17 protein-coding genes are annotated in these 15057 nt (G+C 57.9%); 6 read left to right on the top strand and 11 right to left on the bottom strand.

Annotated elements, in window-relative coordinates; genetic code table 11:
* Nucleotides 1–257: 257 nt before the first annotated feature.
* Nucleotides 258–1886 (bottom strand): chaperonin GroEL, encoded by a 1629-nt coding sequence (gene groL / locus DFT_RS21285; protein ID WP_054033252.1) that lies wholly within the window; start codon nucleotides 1884–1886, stop codon nucleotides 258–260.
* Between the two features lie 199 nt (nucleotides 1887–2085).
* Nucleotides 2086–2373 carry a co-chaperone GroES gene (gene groES, locus DFT_RS21280; RefSeq protein ID WP_054033251.1) on the bottom strand — a complete coding sequence of 96 codons (288 nt, stop codon included), beginning with the start codon at nucleotides 2371–2373 and terminating at the stop codon, nucleotides 2086–2088.
* Between the two features lie 199 nt (nucleotides 2374–2572).
* Here groES and DFT_RS26030 point away from each other — a divergent pair, with 199 nt between their 5' ends.
* From DFT_RS26030 to DFT_RS21270, 3 genes are all read left to right on the top strand, one after another.
* A complete protein-coding gene (locus DFT_RS26030) occupies nucleotides 2573–2779 on the top strand; it encodes a hypothetical protein (protein WP_152972111.1) in 207 nt (68 codons plus the stop codon).
* Nucleotides 2780–2899: 120 nt separating this feature from the next.
* Entirely contained in the window at nucleotides 2900–4084 is a 1185-nt protein-coding gene (locus tag DFT_RS21275; protein WP_161807223.1) for a DUF418 domain-containing protein, read from the top strand.
* A gap of 91 nt (nucleotides 4085–4175) precedes the next feature.
* Complete coding sequence (locus DFT_RS21270; protein WP_152972110.1) at nucleotides 4176–4730, top strand: hypothetical protein; 555 nt, start codon at nucleotides 4176–4178, stop codon at nucleotides 4728–4730.
* Nucleotides 4731–4740: 10 nt separating this feature from the next.
* Here DFT_RS21270 and glgP read toward each other — a convergent pair whose 3' ends face one another.
* The 9 genes from glgP to DFT_RS21225 all read right to left on the bottom strand — a co-directional run bounded on the left by glgP (nucleotide 4741) and on the right by DFT_RS21225 (nucleotide 13138).
* Nucleotides 4741–6894 carry an alpha-glucan family phosphorylase gene (gene glgP / locus DFT_RS21265; protein ID WP_054033248.1) on the bottom strand — a complete coding sequence of 718 codons (2154 nt, stop codon included), beginning with the start codon at nucleotides 6892–6894 and terminating at the stop codon, nucleotides 4741–4743.
* A 168-nt stretch (nucleotides 6895–7062) separates the two neighbouring features.
* On the bottom strand, nucleotides 7063–7425 hold the full coding sequence (locus DFT_RS21260) for a VOC family protein (protein WP_054033247.1): 363 nt from the start codon (nucleotides 7423–7425) through the stop codon (nucleotides 7063–7065).
* An 11-nt stretch (nucleotides 7426–7436) separates the two neighbouring features.
* Entirely contained in the window at nucleotides 7437–7757 is a 321-nt protein-coding gene (locus DFT_RS21255) for a cupin domain-containing protein (RefSeq protein ID WP_235506295.1), read from the bottom strand.
* A 191-nt stretch (nucleotides 7758–7948) separates the two neighbouring features.
* Nucleotides 7949–8455: a cyclic nucleotide-binding domain-containing protein gene (locus tag DFT_RS21250; protein WP_054033246.1), complete on the bottom strand. Its 507-nt coding sequence runs from the start codon at nucleotides 8453–8455 to the stop codon at nucleotides 7949–7951.
* Between the two features lie 29 nt (nucleotides 8456–8484).
* Nucleotides 8485–9195: an ABC transporter ATP-binding protein gene (locus DFT_RS21245; protein ID WP_439950918.1), complete on the bottom strand. Its 711-nt coding sequence runs from the start codon at nucleotides 9193–9195 to the stop codon at nucleotides 8485–8487.
* The gene (locus DFT_RS21240; protein ID WP_054033245.1) at nucleotides 9179–9949 is read right to left on the bottom strand and encodes an ABC transporter ATP-binding protein; all 771 of its coding nucleotides are present in this window, start codon (nucleotides 9947–9949) and stop codon (nucleotides 9179–9181) included. The genes DFT_RS21245 and DFT_RS21240 overlap by 17 nt, the downstream gene beginning before the upstream one ends.
* A gap of 20 nt (nucleotides 9950–9969) precedes the next feature.
* Nucleotides 9970–10947 (bottom strand): branched-chain amino acid ABC transporter permease, encoded by a 978-nt coding sequence (locus tag DFT_RS21235; protein WP_054033244.1) that lies wholly within the window; start codon nucleotides 10945–10947, stop codon nucleotides 9970–9972.
* 2 nt (nucleotides 10948–10949) lie between these two features.
* A complete protein-coding gene (locus DFT_RS21230; protein WP_054033243.1) occupies nucleotides 10950–11810 on the bottom strand; it encodes a branched-chain amino acid ABC transporter permease in 861 nt (286 codons plus the stop codon).
* 131 nt (nucleotides 11811–11941) lie between these two features.
* Nucleotides 11942–13138, bottom strand: a complete 1197-nt coding sequence (locus DFT_RS21225; RefSeq protein WP_054033242.1) for an ABC transporter substrate-binding protein — start codon at nucleotides 13136–13138, stop codon at nucleotides 11942–11944.
* Nucleotides 13139–13231: 93 nt separating this feature from the next.
* Between DFT_RS21225 and DFT_RS21220 the strand changes: the two genes are divergently transcribed.
* Genes DFT_RS21220 through DFT_RS21210 form a run of 3 tightly spaced genes read left to right on the top strand, consistent with a single transcriptional unit; the run spans nucleotide 13232 to nucleotide 14803 of the window.
* Nucleotides 13232–13549 (top strand): hypothetical protein, encoded by a 318-nt coding sequence (locus DFT_RS21220; protein WP_054033241.1) that lies wholly within the window; start codon nucleotides 13232–13234, stop codon nucleotides 13547–13549.
* 58 nt (nucleotides 13550–13607) lie between these two features.
* On the top strand, nucleotides 13608–14099 hold the full coding sequence (locus DFT_RS21215; protein ID WP_054033240.1) for an acyl-CoA thioesterase: 492 nt from the start codon (nucleotides 13608–13610) through the stop codon (nucleotides 14097–14099).
* A 29-nt stretch (nucleotides 14100–14128) separates the two neighbouring features.
* Complete coding sequence (locus DFT_RS21210; RefSeq protein ID WP_054033239.1) at nucleotides 14129–14803, top strand: CehA/McbA family metallohydrolase; 675 nt, start codon at nucleotides 14129–14131, stop codon at nucleotides 14801–14803.
* The last annotated feature ends 254 nt before the right edge of the window (nucleotides 14804–15057 follow it).

Below are 15057 nucleotides of genomic sequence, written 5' to 3'. Positions count from 1 at the left end.
GAGTTTCTGGGCCGCCCGCCGCGCATTTTACTGGCTCTTGACCGCTTGGCGTGTGGCATCGGCCACCTGTTTCCTACACGCCGGGTTTAATGAATAGCATTCAGTTAGAATCCCTGGAGGGAAGTGGAAAAAAGGGACCGGGCACGGTCAGGTCGACGTGGCTTTCCGCGAAAGGTACAAAAAAAACGCCCGTTCCTTTTGGAACGGGCGCCGTAGATGGTATTCCCCCGTGGATCATGGGGAACCTGATATTGGATTTAGTACATGTCTTCCATGCCGCCGCCCGCGGGCATGGCCGGGGCTTTCTTCTTCTCGGGCTTTTCGGTGATCATGGCCTCGGTGGTCAGCATGAGACCCGATACCGATACGGCGTTTTGCAGGGCGAAGCGCACCACCTTGGTGGGGTCGATCACACCCGCAGCGACGAGGTTTTCGTAGGTGTCGGTATCCGCGTTGTAACCGAAATCATCCTTGCCTTCCAATACCTTGTTGACCACCACCGATCCTTCAAGGCCGGCATTGGTGGCCAATTGGTACACGGGCGCCTTGAGGGCCCGACGCAGGATATTCAGGCCGTTTTTCTCCTCGCCTTTGGCCTGGACGTTGTCGAGGGAACCGATGCAGCGCAACAGGGCCACGCCACCGCCCGGAACGATACCTTCTTCGACGGCGGCCCGGGTGGCATTGAGGGCGTCTTCCACGCGCGCTTTCTTCTCTTTCATCTCTGTCTCGGTAGCGGCGCCGATGTTGATGACGGCCACACCGCCCACCAGTTTGGCCAGGCGCTCCTGCAGTTTCTCACGGTCATAATCCGAGGTGGTTTCGTCGATCTGGGCCCGGAGGGTCTTGATACGGCCCTCGATGGCATCCCGTTTGCCGGCACCGTCGATCAGGGTGGTGTCGTCCTTGTCGATACGTACGCTCTTGCAGCGCCCCAGTTCATTGACCGTAATATTTTCCAGTTTCACGCCCAGCTCTTCGGAAACCACCTGGCCGCCGGTCAAAATGGCGATGTCTTCCAGCATGGCTTTGCGCCGGTCACCGAATCCTGGAGCTTTCACGGCCGCCACTTTCAGCGTGCCCCGCAGCTTGTTGATGATCAGCGTGGCCAGGGCTTCGCCGTCCACATCTTCGGCAATGATCAGAAGGGGCTTGCCCATCTTCGCCACCTGTTCGAGCAGCGGCAGCAGATCCTTCATCGAAGAGATCTTCTTTTCGTTGATCAGGATGTAGGGCGAATCGAGTACGCAAACCATCTTTTCCGGCTGGGTGACGAAGTAGGGCGACAGGTATCCGCGGTCGAACTGCATGCCTTCGACCACCTCCAGGGTGGTTTCCATGCTCTTGGCCTCTTCGACCGTGATGACGCCCTCTTTGCCTACGCGCTCCATGGCGTCGCTGATCAAGCGGCCGATCTCCTGGTCGTTGTTGGCCGAAATGGTGCCGACCTGGGTGATTTCGTTTTTGTCCTTGGTCGGTTTGGAAAGCTTTTTCAACGCATTGACGACGGCGGTCACGCCCTTGTCGAGGCCCCGCTTGATCGCCATGGGATTACCCCCGGCCGCCACCAGCTTCTGGCCTTCGTTGTAGATCGCCTGGGCCAGAATCGTGGCGGTGGTGGTGCCGTCACCGGCCGTGTCGCTGGTCTTGCTGGCGACCTCTTTGACCATCTGGGCGCCCATGTTTTCGAATTTGCCTTCGATTTCGATCTCCTTGGCAACGGTTACGCCATCTTTGGTCACCAGCGGCGAACCAAAGGATTTTTCAAGCACGACATTGTTGCCTTTGGGGCCGAAGGTCACCTTGACCGCATTGGCCAGGGTGTTGACGCCGCTCAGCATTTTGGCTCTGGCCTCCGAGCCGTAGCTTATCATTTTCGCAGCCATGATCTATGTTCCTCCATTTCTATATGTGTTCCTGTAATCATTTGGCAGTCTGGTAAAAAGTCCGAAATTCGCGTTTCCCCTCATCCCGTCGAAAGCCGGGATCCAGTATTTTCAATAGGTCCTGGATGCCGGCGTTCGCCGGCATGACGCCTCTGTGGTTCTTTCGGGTTTATCATCATTTGCCGGATAGCAAAAAAAACTATTCCAGAACCCCGAGGATATCCTCTTCACGCATAAAAAGGTGTTCGACGCCATCGATCTTGATTTCCGTCCCGGAATATTTGGAAAACAGGACGCGATCACCGGCCTTTACTTCCAGGGGGATCCGCTTGCCGTGTTCGTCGATTTTCCCCGGGCCCGCGCTGATGACCTTGCCCTCCTGGGGCTTCTCCTTGGCCGTGTCCGGGATGATGATACCGCCCGCTGTTTTCTGTTCCTGCTCCGTTCGCAATACCAGGACGCGATCATTCATGGGTTTGATCTTCATCTGAAATACCTCCGCTGATAATGAAATATGTGTTGCTGATAAGCGTGCCGGAATCGGCACGATGATTAACGTTGGGCCGGATCGCGCAACGGTTAGCCGTCGTGCAACGGCTTGATTAAGTCACGAATTCCAAACATCGATGGGTGGTGGAGGGGTAGATGGTGGTGGTTTCGGGTTCCATGATTGCAATGAAATCCTAATGTCTTCTTCATCGCAAGCCTCGATATCCTTTGGCCATAACGATACGGTTTTTAATGCTATTTCAGCTCATCCCAATGGTTACGGCGAAATTTTAACCACCGATTTTTCCTTGTCAATGGGCTTGGCGGTTAAATTTGGCGGCACCGTATGCGATTCACTGGAGAATCAGAACCCGGAGGTCTTCCCGCCCTATCCATGGTCTTGACCCGCTAAAGATCAAAGGCTTTAGGATCAAACACTTATAAGAATGGCACCTTCCTTGCTGCCTGTTGAATGTTCTTTTTATGCCCCGTGCGGTGCTCGACGGGGTGGGATAGGAATCGAGGTGCATTCAGGGGGGCATGGCACGGTGGTCGAGGAGCATTTTCAGCCGCGTGTCGAAACGGCATGGCAACCTTCGCGTATCGATGGGTTGGATCTGGCGCGGGCCATTGCCTTGATGGGCATGGTGCTGGTCAATTACAAAGCCTACATGCAGGTCGGTACCCTATCTCCCCTGTGGCTCAATTCCCTGGTGGATTTTATCTTCGGCAGGGCGGCAACGGTCTTCGTCATCCTGGCCGGGATATCGGTGACGCTCATCTTCAGGCGAACCGGCAGCCCCGGCAGCGGCAACGGCTTCCGGCGATACCTGCTGCGGCGCGGCATTCTGTTGCTGGCCGCGGGATCATGCCTGTGGCACTGGTGGGCCGCCGATGTCCTTCATTTTTATGCGCTTTACATCGCCCTCGGTGCCTTTCTGGTCGCCTGGCCTGAACGCAGGCTTTGGCTCTTGACCATCGTCATCGCGCTGATCTCCCTGCCGGTCTGCGCTCAATTGACCGTGATCTATGATTTTGGGGATCATCTGGCAGGCCTCGATGGCCGGGCCTGGGGCCTGCGCCTGGCGGCCGACTATCTGGTGAGCAACTATTATCCGGTTTTCCCCTGGTTTGGCTATTTTCTCGTCGGTCTGCTGCTCGGACGTCGGGAGCCGGTCAACCGGTCTTTCCATTGGCGATTGCTCCTGACCGGCCTGATCATCTGCACGATCGTCGAGACGATTTCCGCGGGTGTGTTGACTTGGCTCGACCAGCAGGATGTTGAAGTCCAGGGCCACTGGGGACTTGCCTTCCTGCGCAGCGAAGCCTTTCCGGTCACGCCGTTGTTCGTCATCTCATCGGGTGCCGGCGGCCTGGCCGTCATCGGGCTTTGCCGTTTGGCAGCCGCATGGGTGGGGCGGTCCCCCTTTGTCTTCCCGCTCTATTGTTTCGGGAAGCTCTCTCTGACCCTGTATGTCGGCCATCTCTTGTGGGCATTCGGGTTCGTTTTCGGCATCGAGGCGCTGGGCGGGCACGTCGGACAAATCGAGATGTTTGCGTCGGTCGGTGTATTTTGTCTGGCTGGGATAGGCTTCGCAATGGTATGGTGTCGTTATTTCAAGAGAGGTCCCCTGGAGACCCTTTTTTACCGGATCGCCCACTTGGAGTGGAACCGGCCGCGGCCAATGGTGACGCTTCCGGAGGCCTGAGTGCGTTGTCGGACCGGTCGAAAACAGGAAACCGCGGGGCCGGTTTTGAATGCGACCCGAACTGGAAGTTCTTCTTAAAAGGGATGGTTTCATGACATCTGACGTTCGCAGATTCGTTGGCTTCGGACTTTTGAAGCGACTCTTTTTTTTGATGTGTCTGAGCGTGACGTTGCCGTGGGCCGTGTCGTTTCCGGCAGCCGCAGCCGGACAGGCGGATCCAACCGAACCGTTGATCTCCATCGAGGCGCAAAACGAGCCGCTCGGCCAGGTGCTCGATCAGATCACGCGGGACACCGCTTACACGTTCATCGTCGACGAGCAGTGGCGTACCTATCCCGTGCGGACCGCCTTTCAGGATCTTACGCTCAACGACGGGTTGAAGCGGATTTTATCCAATCTCAACCATGTGATCGTCTACGAGTCCGCCGATGAGATCCGCATCACCATATACGGTCAAGCCACGCCTCGAACCGGGGGCTCTGCTCCCCGCAGCTACGAGCCGCCGGCCGTTCCGATTCAGCCCCCCGAATCCATGCCCGACGAGCAGGAGCCGCCGATCGAGGAAGATCACCCGACGCCCGCCGAGGCGTCGGAAGAGGGCGAAGGTGCTGTGAACGAGGCGGGTGGCCAGGATAAGGGCGAGTAGTCGAATCGGTTCAGAGAGACATCGATGCGTGCGATGTCGACTTCACCAGCGCATCGACATAGTACCGCTGCAGGTATTCCTTGACCATTCGCCGGGCCGAGAAGCGCGCGGCATTGCTGCGGATGGCCTCTTTCATGACCCGGACCCAATCCTGCGGGTAGCCGTCATCGGACATGCGGTAGTAGGTGGGGATAATTTCCTCCTCGAGAAGATCATAAATCGCCCGGGCGTCGGCGCCGTCGCGATCTCCTTCCACGACCCGATCGCCAAAGGCCCAGCCGTTTTTCCGGTTGTAACCCTCGATCCACCACCCGTCCAGGATGCTGAGCTGCGGCACGCCGTTGAGCGCCGCCTTCATCCCGCTCGTGCCGCTCGCTTCCATGGGCGGCAGGGGGGTGTTGAGCCACAGATCGACCCCATGGACCATGTATTGGGCCATCTGTTCCCCATAATCCTCCACAAAGGCCACCCGGCCGGCCATTTCAGGATTACGGCAGGCATTGAAGATGTTCTGCAGGATGCGTTTGCCCGGATCGTCGGCCGGGTGCGCTTTTCCAGCGAAAATGAGCTGAATGGGCCGCCAGCGGTCGTTGAGCAGGCGCTGAAGGCGCGGCAGGTCGTTGAGGATCAGATCGGCGCGTTTATAGGAGGCAAAGCGACGGGCAAACCCGATGGTCAAAATCGAGGGATCGAGCATTGCCCCACCCGCCATTACAATCGAAGGGCTGGTCCTGTCATTGACCCACCGCAGGCGGCAGCGTGCCCGGATGGCATCCAGGAGTTTGATTTTCATCCAGTAATGGAGTTGCCACAACTCCTTGTCGGGTATCTTGTCCACCCTTTCCCAAACCATGGGATCGTCGTGTTTCGCGACCCATTCATCCCCAAGGTAATGATCGAAGAGCATCCTGAACTTGGGTTCGACCCAGGTGGGCACATGGACACCGTTGGTGATGGCGCCGATGGGTACAGCCGTTTCGGATCGGTCCGGCCACAGGCAGTGCCACATGCTTCTGGCCACTTGGGCGTGTCTCTGGCTGACCGCATTGTGGTAGGCCGAGGCTTTCAGGGCCAGCACCGTCATGTTAAAGCCCTCCTGGGGATTCAGGGGATGCAACCCCAGGTTGAAAAAACGGTCACGGTCCAGCCCCAGCTCGGTCCAATAGGTGTGAAAGTACTTTTCCATCAGGTAAAATGGAAACACATCGTGCCCGGCCGGGACCGGGGTGTGGGTCGTAAACACAGTGGTGGCTCGAACCCTTTCCAGGGCCTCTTCGAAGGTATGGCCGGCCAACATGCCATCCCGGATCCGTTCAAGCAAAGCGAAGGCGGCATGCCCCTCGTTCAGATGGATCAGGCGATTCCGGATGCCGAGCCGTTCGAGAACTTCGGCGCCGCCGATGCCCAGAACGATCTCCTGGCGCAAACGCTGCTCCAGGTCCCCGGTATACAGACGGGCGGAAATGGACCGGTTCCAGGGATCGTTCTGGTCGATATCGGTATCCATTAAATAGATCGTGTTGGTGCCCACGGCAATCTGCCAGACCGCCGTATGAATGGGGGGCTCGATACGCGGCACGGGAATGATAAACTGCGTCCCGTCATCGTTCAAAACTCGCGAAATGGCCGCCGCCTCCTGCTCGAGCGGCTCGTCGAGTTGTTCCTGCCAGCCGTCTTCGCGAATGCGCTGAAGCAGATACCCCTTGGGGTACATGAACCCCACGGCCACCATGGGGATATTTAAATCACTGCACTCCTTGACGAAATCTCCGGCCAGAAAACCCAGTCCGCCGGCATAAAACGGCAGTGAGCGGTGCAGGCCGTATTCGGCGGAAAAGTATGCCAGGGTCGTCTCTCCCGGCGACAGGGCGCCGTTGAGCAGAGATATGTCGCTGCGGCTCATATACTCGCGGAACAACACCATGACCTCATCGTAGCGCCGCAGATAGTCCGGGTTCCGGGCTGCAGCCCGGAGGATATCCGGGGACAATTCCCGCAGCATTTTATCCGGGTTGTGTCCGCTCTCTTTCCAGGCTTGTCGATCCAACGCCTTGAATACCATTCGGGCTTTGGGGCGCCAACTCCACCAGAGGTTTTCCGCAAGCACGCCCAGCCCGGCGATCCGATCGGGAAGATGCTCGAAGATATTGTTTTGGATTTTCATGGCATTTGTAAAAGCAACGGTTATGCCAGGAAAGGAGGCCGGCCGATCGACCGGAGGATGGCGGCGCCAGAGATCGCTGTCGATTCATTTCGAGAAGGTGTTCGGCGAATTTCTGTCGAAACAGGATGCAGATTGCAAGAAAAGCGGACACCTGGGTGCCAGCCGGTGTCATGCCGCAGACCATAACTCGATACGGTGCCCCTCCGGATCACGAAAATAGAAGACCCGCGCACGCCATTTGGTCTGGATCGGTCCAGGGGCTGCGCCGATGGCAGTGATTCGGTCATGCATTCCCGCGAGGTCCTCGACTTGCCATGAGAGGGTAATACCGGCACCGCCGGAGCCGGTGATGGTAGCGCGGTTTTCATCGGCGAGGCTGATGAAACTCCTGTCGGTCAGCTTCAGTTCCACAAGCCAATCGGTGGCATGGGAGATGGGCAGCCCCAATTTTTCGTGATAGAAGCGCACGGTCTCCTGCCACCGTCGGCAATATAATATGGTGTTGGTGCGCCGGACCTGTAGGTTCGTCATCACCGTTTCCATCAGATGGGCGGTGCGATGGTCACCAGAACGCGCATGTCGGTCTTCGCACGGACCCCATGGGGTTCAGCGATATCCGATACCAGCACATCACCGGTCTCGGCCGGCAGGGTCTTTCCCTCCTTGGCCAGAAACTCTCCGCGGCCCTCCATGACGCTGAGGCACAACTGACCTTCGATGTCATGGCTGTGAATGGGAAGTTCCTGGCCGGCCTTGAGATTGAAATTGATCACCTTCATGTATGGCGAGTCGTGCACCAGAAAATTGGACAGAGCATTGTCCTTGAAACCGTTTTCTCTGAACATTTCGATTCTTTTCAGCATGGCCCCTCCTTTTCGTATCGGTTGAGGTAGTTGACGGCGTTCATTCTATTCCATCATAAGCGCTTGGCACAGATTTACCAGCCCTTGTGCAAAGCTTCCTTGACCTGGGTCAATTGATACGAAACAGTGGTGCCGTCTGGGTTTGCTGTAGCCTCGGTCCTGGGCCCAAGGGCCTTGAGGCCGCGTCATGTTCAGGTAATGGGCAGCGCCGGCATATAATCGGCCAACTGGGAAGAGGTGCGACGCAGGTTCATGCTGACCAGAGAGGCGATTTTTTTAAGGATGGCGGCGCCGATGGCCGGGTTCTCCTGGAGAATGGCTTCAAAACCGCGCTTGGTCAACGCCACGATGGCGGCGTCGCTGTGGGCGGTCACCGTGGCCGAACGGGTGTACTCGTCGATGACCGCCATCTCGCCGATGGACTTGTTTTTCGTGACCGTGGCGATGAGGACATGCTGACCGGGTGTGGAGGTCTCTTTGAAGACATCCAGCGATCCCCGGATGACAAAACAGACCGAATCGCCCGGATCGCCCTCCTTGAACAGCGTCTCGCCCTTTTTGATCTCATAGTAGTTCATATGATTGGCCACGACGCCCAACTGGCGGGCGTCCAGCATGGCAAAAAAGGGGACATCCATGATGATGTCGATGAGGATCGAGGTGGTGCGGGCTGATTTTTCCTGTTTCATGATGGTCATATCGGCCGTTCGGGCCGAAACATGAGTGTCTAAACGCCCAGGTAGGCCTGTTTGATCTTGTCGCTGCGTTCGAGTTCGTCGCGGGTGCCGGCCAGGACGATCTCTCCGTTTTCGAGCACATATCCGCGGTTGGCGACCTGAATGGCCATGGCGGCGTTTTGTTCCACCAGGCAGACGGCGGTGCCCTGGCGGTGGATGTCTTCGATGGCCTCGAAGATGCGGGCGACCACCAGCGGCGCCAATCCCAACGAGGGCTCGTCGAGCAGCAGCAGCCGGGGGCGCGCCATCAAGGCCCTGCCGATGGCCAGCATCTGCTGTTCGCCGCCGCTCATGGTGCCGGCCAGCTGGCTCTTGCGTTCGTCGAGAATCGGGAAGAGATTGAAAACAGTCGTCAGGTCCCGCTCGATCCCTTTCTGGTCGTTGCGGTGCACGAAGGCGCCCAGCATCAGGTTTTTCAGGACGGTCATGCCGGGAAACAGCCGCCGCCCCTCCGGGCACTGGGAGATGCCCAGCTTGACGATGGCATCGGTCTTCAACTGCTGGATCGGCCTGCCGTCGAAGACCATCTCGCCCGATCTGGGCTTCAAGATACCCGAAATGGTGTTGAGCAGGGTGGTCTTGCCCGATCCGTTGGCCCCGAGGATGGTCACCAGTTCGCCTTCGGAAATCTGCAGGCAGATTTTCTTGAGGGCTTGCGCACGTCCGTAATAGGTATCGACGTTTTCAATCTTTAGCAGCATATCCCGGTCCCAAATAAGCTTCGATGACGTTTTCGTTGCGGCTCACCGACTGGGGATCGCCTTCGGCAATTTTGCTGCCGTAGCTGAGCACCACCACCCGATCGGAAATACCCATCACCACTTTCATTTTGTGTTCGATCAGGCAGATGGTCACCCCTGACGCCTTGATTTTCTGGATGATGCGGATGAGGCTGTCGTCCTCCTCCAGGTTGACACCGCCGGTGGGTTCATCCAGCAGCAGCAGTTTGGGTTCGGTGGCCAGGGCGATGCCGATGGAGAGCCGTTTCTGGGCCTCCTGGGGGATGTTGCCGGCCGCCTCGTCGCGATAGTGTTCCAGATCGAGAAAAGAGAGCAGCTCTTCGGCCTTGGCCATGCTTTTTTTGCGGTCCCCGCGCTCCCGGCCGCTGACCAGCAGGGCGCTGAAAAGGCCGCTGCCGGTGCGCAGCCGATGGCCGATGACCAGGTTTTCAAACACCGTGTCCTGGCCGAAGACCGTGGTGGATTGAAACGTCCTGGCGATGCCCTGACGGGCCACCTGGTAAGGCTTGAGGCCCGTGATCGATCGGCCCATCAGCTCGATGCGGCCGGCGGTGGGGTGATGTACCCCGGTCACCAGGTTGAACACCGTGGATTTGCCGGCCCCGTTCGGTCCGATGACGCTGACGATCTGGCCTTCTTCGATGCCGAAGCTGAGGTCGTTGACGGCGGTCAGACCGCCGAAACTTTTGGTTAGTCCCATGGTTTGGAAAAGCATGTCACCCCGCCTGTTGGTTTCTATTTCCTGGTGATGCACCTGGCCCACAAAATTTTTAAACCGCCCATGATCCCTGTCGGCAGGAAGATGATGACCACAATCAGCATGATGCCGTATGCGACCATCCGATAGGCGGCCAACGCATGCAGGGTCTCTGAGATCACCGGCAGAATGGTGGCACCGATGATCGGGCCGGCCATCGTGCCGATGCCGCCGAACATCACCTGGATCAGCACTTCGAAGGTGACGTGAAAATCGGAGATGTCAGGGCTGAGAAACCCGATATAAGAGGCGTAGAGCCCCCCGGCCAATCCGGCGAAAAAAGTGCTGGTCACGAAGGCGATCAATTTGGTTCGAAAGGGGTTGATGCCGATGGAGGCGGCCAACTCTTCGTTGCCTTTGACGGCCCGGAAATCCTTGCCCATCAGAGAGATGACGATGCGCCGGGTCACGAACAGGGTGAGCAGCAGCATGATCAGGAACAGGTAGTAGGTGGCCACCATGTTGTTGTCGAATCGAACCGTCAGACCGAATGGCAGAGGAATCGCCGATGGCGGCGGGATGCCGAGCAGTCCGCGCTGTCCCTCGGTGAGATTCTCCCACCGGTCGATGATGACGGTGACGATGACATTGAAACAGAGCGTGCCGATGGCGAAATAGGCGCCCTTGGTGCGCAGGGATGGCATGCCGATGAGCAGTCCGAACAGGGCGGCGGCCAGGCAGGCCAGGGGCAGGGCGATCCAGAACCCTATTCCCAGTTTGAGCATGAGCAGTCCCGACGTATAGGCGCCGATGCCGAAAAACGCCCCGTGGGCGAGGTTGACCTGGCCGGCATACCCCATGACCAGATTCAGGGCGGTGGCCGCGATACCCCACACGCAGGCCATGATCATCAAATGATGAAGGTATCGGTTTTCGGAGAGCAACGGAGCGACGACGGCCAGTAGGAGGATGGCTGCCGGTATCAGAAAGCCGGGTTTCAGGGGCGATGTGTTCACTTTCAGTGTGCCTTTCCGAATAACCCGGTCGGCTTGATGGCCAGAACCGTGACCAAGAGGCCGAATGCCAGGACTTCATGGTAATTGGTGGTGAGGTAGGCCCCGCCGATGCTTTCGATCAGCCCCAGGATAAAGCCGCCCAGGATCGCGCCGGGGATGCTGCCCATGCCGCCCAGAATGATGATGACGAACGCCTTGAGAGTCACCGCCCCGCCCATGGCGGGATAGACCAGCAGGATGGGCCCGATAAGCGCACCGGCCGCGGCCGCCAGGGAGGTGCCCAGGCCCAAAGTCCACATGTCCACCCGCGTGACGTTGATGCCCGAAAGGCGGGCGCCCACCCGATCCTGGGCCGTGGCCTCGATGGCGGAGCCGATGGTCGTTTTCTTGATGAACAGTTCGAGCAACACAATGAGCACGACCGCCGTGACGACGATGATGATGCGATGCAGGGTGATGGTCACGCCCAGGAAGTGATACAACTGGTCATACAGGGGGGGGAAGCGTTTGAAATCAGGGCCCCAGACGATCAGCGCCACGTTGTCGATGACATAAATCAGGCCGATGGCCGCGATGAAACTGTTGAGATGGGGGGCGTTGACCAGCGGCCGGAAAACGATGCGCTCGATCACCATGCCGATGACGGTCAGAGCGGCCATGGAGATGAGGATGGCCAGCCAGTAGTTGACGCCGCCGGCCGTGACCAGCAGAAACGAGAAATAGGCACCCAGCATGTAGAGCGACCCATGGGCGAAGTTGGGAACGCCCAGAATACCATAAATGATGGTGAGCCCCAGCGCCACCAGCGAATAGACGCTGCCGACCATGATGCCGTTGATCACCTGCTGCAAAAAAAGATCCATGCTCTGCCTCGCTGCGGAATGGAAGCCCGGCGGCGACCGTTGTCACGATGCCGCCGGGCGCTTTCTCGTCAGTGCCCATCCACAAATGGTTGCCTGTTTGTGCACGGGCGCTGGTTGAACGGGCCACGGGGCTATTCCGGCATCCAGGTGGCCCCGTATTTTTCATACCACGGACCCGGATCGATATTGATGGGGTCGGTGAACTTGCCGTCCAGGATCTGGATGGCGAAATAGCCGGAGATAAACTGACCCTCCGGCGTCACCTTGTACATGCCGCGTATGGCGTGATCGCCCACTGGCAGGACATCATCGATCGCCTTCCGGATCTTGTAGGGATCGGTGACCGTGCCGGCCTTTTTCATGGCTTCGGCGAAGATGTACATGACCTCGTAATTGAAGGCCGACTCCGACGTTGGAATGGCATCCTCACCGAATTTGGCTTTGTGGCTGGCATTGTATTTCTGCATGAGGGGCAGGGGCATCATGCCCACCGGGCATACGCCGACCGAGTTGTTCAACGCCTCCATGGGCGCGATCTTGGCCATTTCGTCCATCTTGCACTGTGAGCCGAGCAGAAAGCCGCCCTTGAAACCCAGTTCGCGCGCCTGGCTGACGATCATGGCCGACGGTTCGGAAGGCCCATAGAGGTAGATGCAGTCCGGGTTCTTGGAGAGCGCCTTGGTCAAGTAGGGATAAAAGTCGGTCACGGTTTTGAAATCGATACTGGCCACCTCGAGAATTTCACCGCCTTTGTCCTTCCATTGGGCGAGAAAGAGCTTTTCCGCCATTTTGCCGGCTTCGTGGGAGCCGCAGAGCAGGGCCGCCTTGCGGTAGCCTCGCTCCCAGCCGATATCCACCGGACCCGAGTTGTAGAAAGCCATGGACATGGGCGCCTTGACCACCAGTTTGTTGCCCTGCTTGATGACGGCCACGTTGTCCGTATAACCGTGCATGAGGAACCCTTCGGTTTCGTTGAAGCGCTCCATGGCCAGAATGCCGCCGCTGTGGGGACAGAAAACGGCGATGGGTTTGGGCGACATGGTGGACATGAGCCGCCTCGCGTTGGCAACGGTTTCCGCGGGTTTGTACTTGTCGTCCAGGGCCGTCAACTTGAAGGTGTATGGTTTGCCGGCCACGGTGATGCCACCGGCCGCGTTGATTTCATCGATGGCATGCTGGATGCCCTGCAGGTTGTTGTTGCCGTATTTGGCCGCACCGCCGCTCAATGGCCCCGTGTAGCCGATGGAAATAGTATCCGCCGCGAAACAAGGTGCCGCCAGGAGTAAAACCAGAAACCCCATGATCAACTGGATCATTTTCTTCTTCATTTTCTCCTCCTTTTTTCTTGTGGTGATGCAATACCCAAGCTTGCCGGATCAATCCGGTAATGGCCGTTCGATACGTCGATCCCCATGGGGGGAATGACGGGCGAGGCAGTTGTCGATGCGTTGATTTGGTATGGCAAGGTCATTCAGCCGCCTCATTTATGCGTCGTTGGCCGGGGCGCGAACCTGATCTCCGCGACTCGGTCCATGGGCTTGAAATGGAACGTGAATGATAGCTTTGTCGAAGAGTTCAAGCATACGGTCAATCGCGTGCTGAGTCAATCCATAATGAGTTGTGGATGTCAAAAGGCATATGATATGGTCGAACATATCGTGCGGCACCGCATCGACTGTCGCGGCTTGTTTTTCTCTGGGAGCCGCTTTTTTCTTGCCAAACAGGGGACGGGTCAATAGGTTTCCGGGTTCACATCGTGGAACACAAAATAGCAAGGTCAATGTGGAGGAAACTGCTATGGAGAGAAAAAGCGCCAAAGATACCAGCCTGGTCGTCTCCTACCTGGTGATGCCGGCGGACACTAACCCGGCGGGCAATGTGCATGGCGGCGTCATCATGAAACACATCGACAATACCGCCGGCATTGTCGCCTACCGCCATGCGCGGGCCAACGTGGTGACGGCTTCCATCGATCGGCTCGATTTTCACAACCCGGCTTTTGTCGGTGAACTGTTGACGCTCAAGGCGAGTCTGAATTATGTCGGTCGCTCCTCCATGGAGATCGGCGTGCGGGTCGAAGCCGAGAATCTGCTCTCCGGCGAAGTCCGTCACATCGCCTCGGCCTATTTGACCTTCGTCAGCCTGGACGAGAACCATCGCCCCAGGGCCGTGCCCGAGGTGCGATTCGACTCCGAGGAGGCCTGTCGGCGCAACAACGAGGCGATCGAACGCAACAGACTGCGCAAATTGGAAAAACAGAAGGAAAAAGCCCATACGCTCAAATGTTGATGAAGTGAAAATAAGGCGGCAATAGCGACATGTTCAAGATCGATTTACACATTCACACGCTACTGGGGGGCGACTCGGCGATTCGGCCGGACGAGGTGGTGGGCAGGGCCAGGCAGGTGGGGTTGGATGCGGTGTGCATCACCGAACATCATGCCTATGACCTGAGCGCACCGTTCGTTCAAATTGCAGCGCAGGAGAATTTTCCCATTTTCAGGGGCCTGGAGTATCGTGCCGAGGAGGGCCATTTGTTAATCTACGGCGTGACGGCGGGCCGGGGCGATCTACTGCCCGGTCTGCCCATGCAAACGGTCGTAGATTGGGTGAATCGCAGAGGCGGTGCCGCGGTGCCGGCCCACCCCTACCAGGAAGGCATGGTCACTCGTGCTCTGGGGGACCGGATTTTGGGATTAAAGGGAATCGCCGCCATCGAAACCCTCAACGGTAGCGTTCGGTCCGATAAAAACGAGCGCGCCCAGTGGGCGGCCCGGCAGATGGGCTTGCCGGGTACCGGCGGATCGGATGCCCATGGGATTCAGGCCCTCGGCAACGCCTACACCTGTTTCGAGGATCTCTTTCATACCGAGTGGCAACTCGCCCAGGCCCTGCGAGACGGCCGCTACACGGTTCGAGGAAGCAGCGCAGACCACCGTTCCCAAGCTCTGGGCATTTCCGGAGAAACCGGTTCCGGCGCCCAATTCCCCTAAACCCCATCAACAGGCGTTCTGTCATGGACCGGTGGCCTGCCGGCCCATCTCCCCTGCCTTGGCGGACTTGATATCTCTATCGGATGTCATAGTTTGATCCGGTGAACGAGCCAATATGGCGCAGGGCGGCTGCCTTTCCTCGAAGATGAATCCGCCGCTATCTGTCAGTGCGCATCCAGAACCAGCCAAATTGGCCATTTGTGGATGGGCGCTATTTACGCTTTCATAAACTGTTATATCATTATACATTCATT

Origin of the sequence: Desulfatitalea tepidiphila (assembly GCF_001293685.1) — a bacterium.
GTDB classification, from domain to species: Bacteria; Desulfobacterota; Desulfobacteria; order Desulfobacterales; family Desulfosarcinaceae; genus Desulfatitalea; species Desulfatitalea tepidiphila.
Note: the sequence above shows the minus strand (reverse complement) of the source record. Positions and strands in the feature narration are given on the sequence as shown.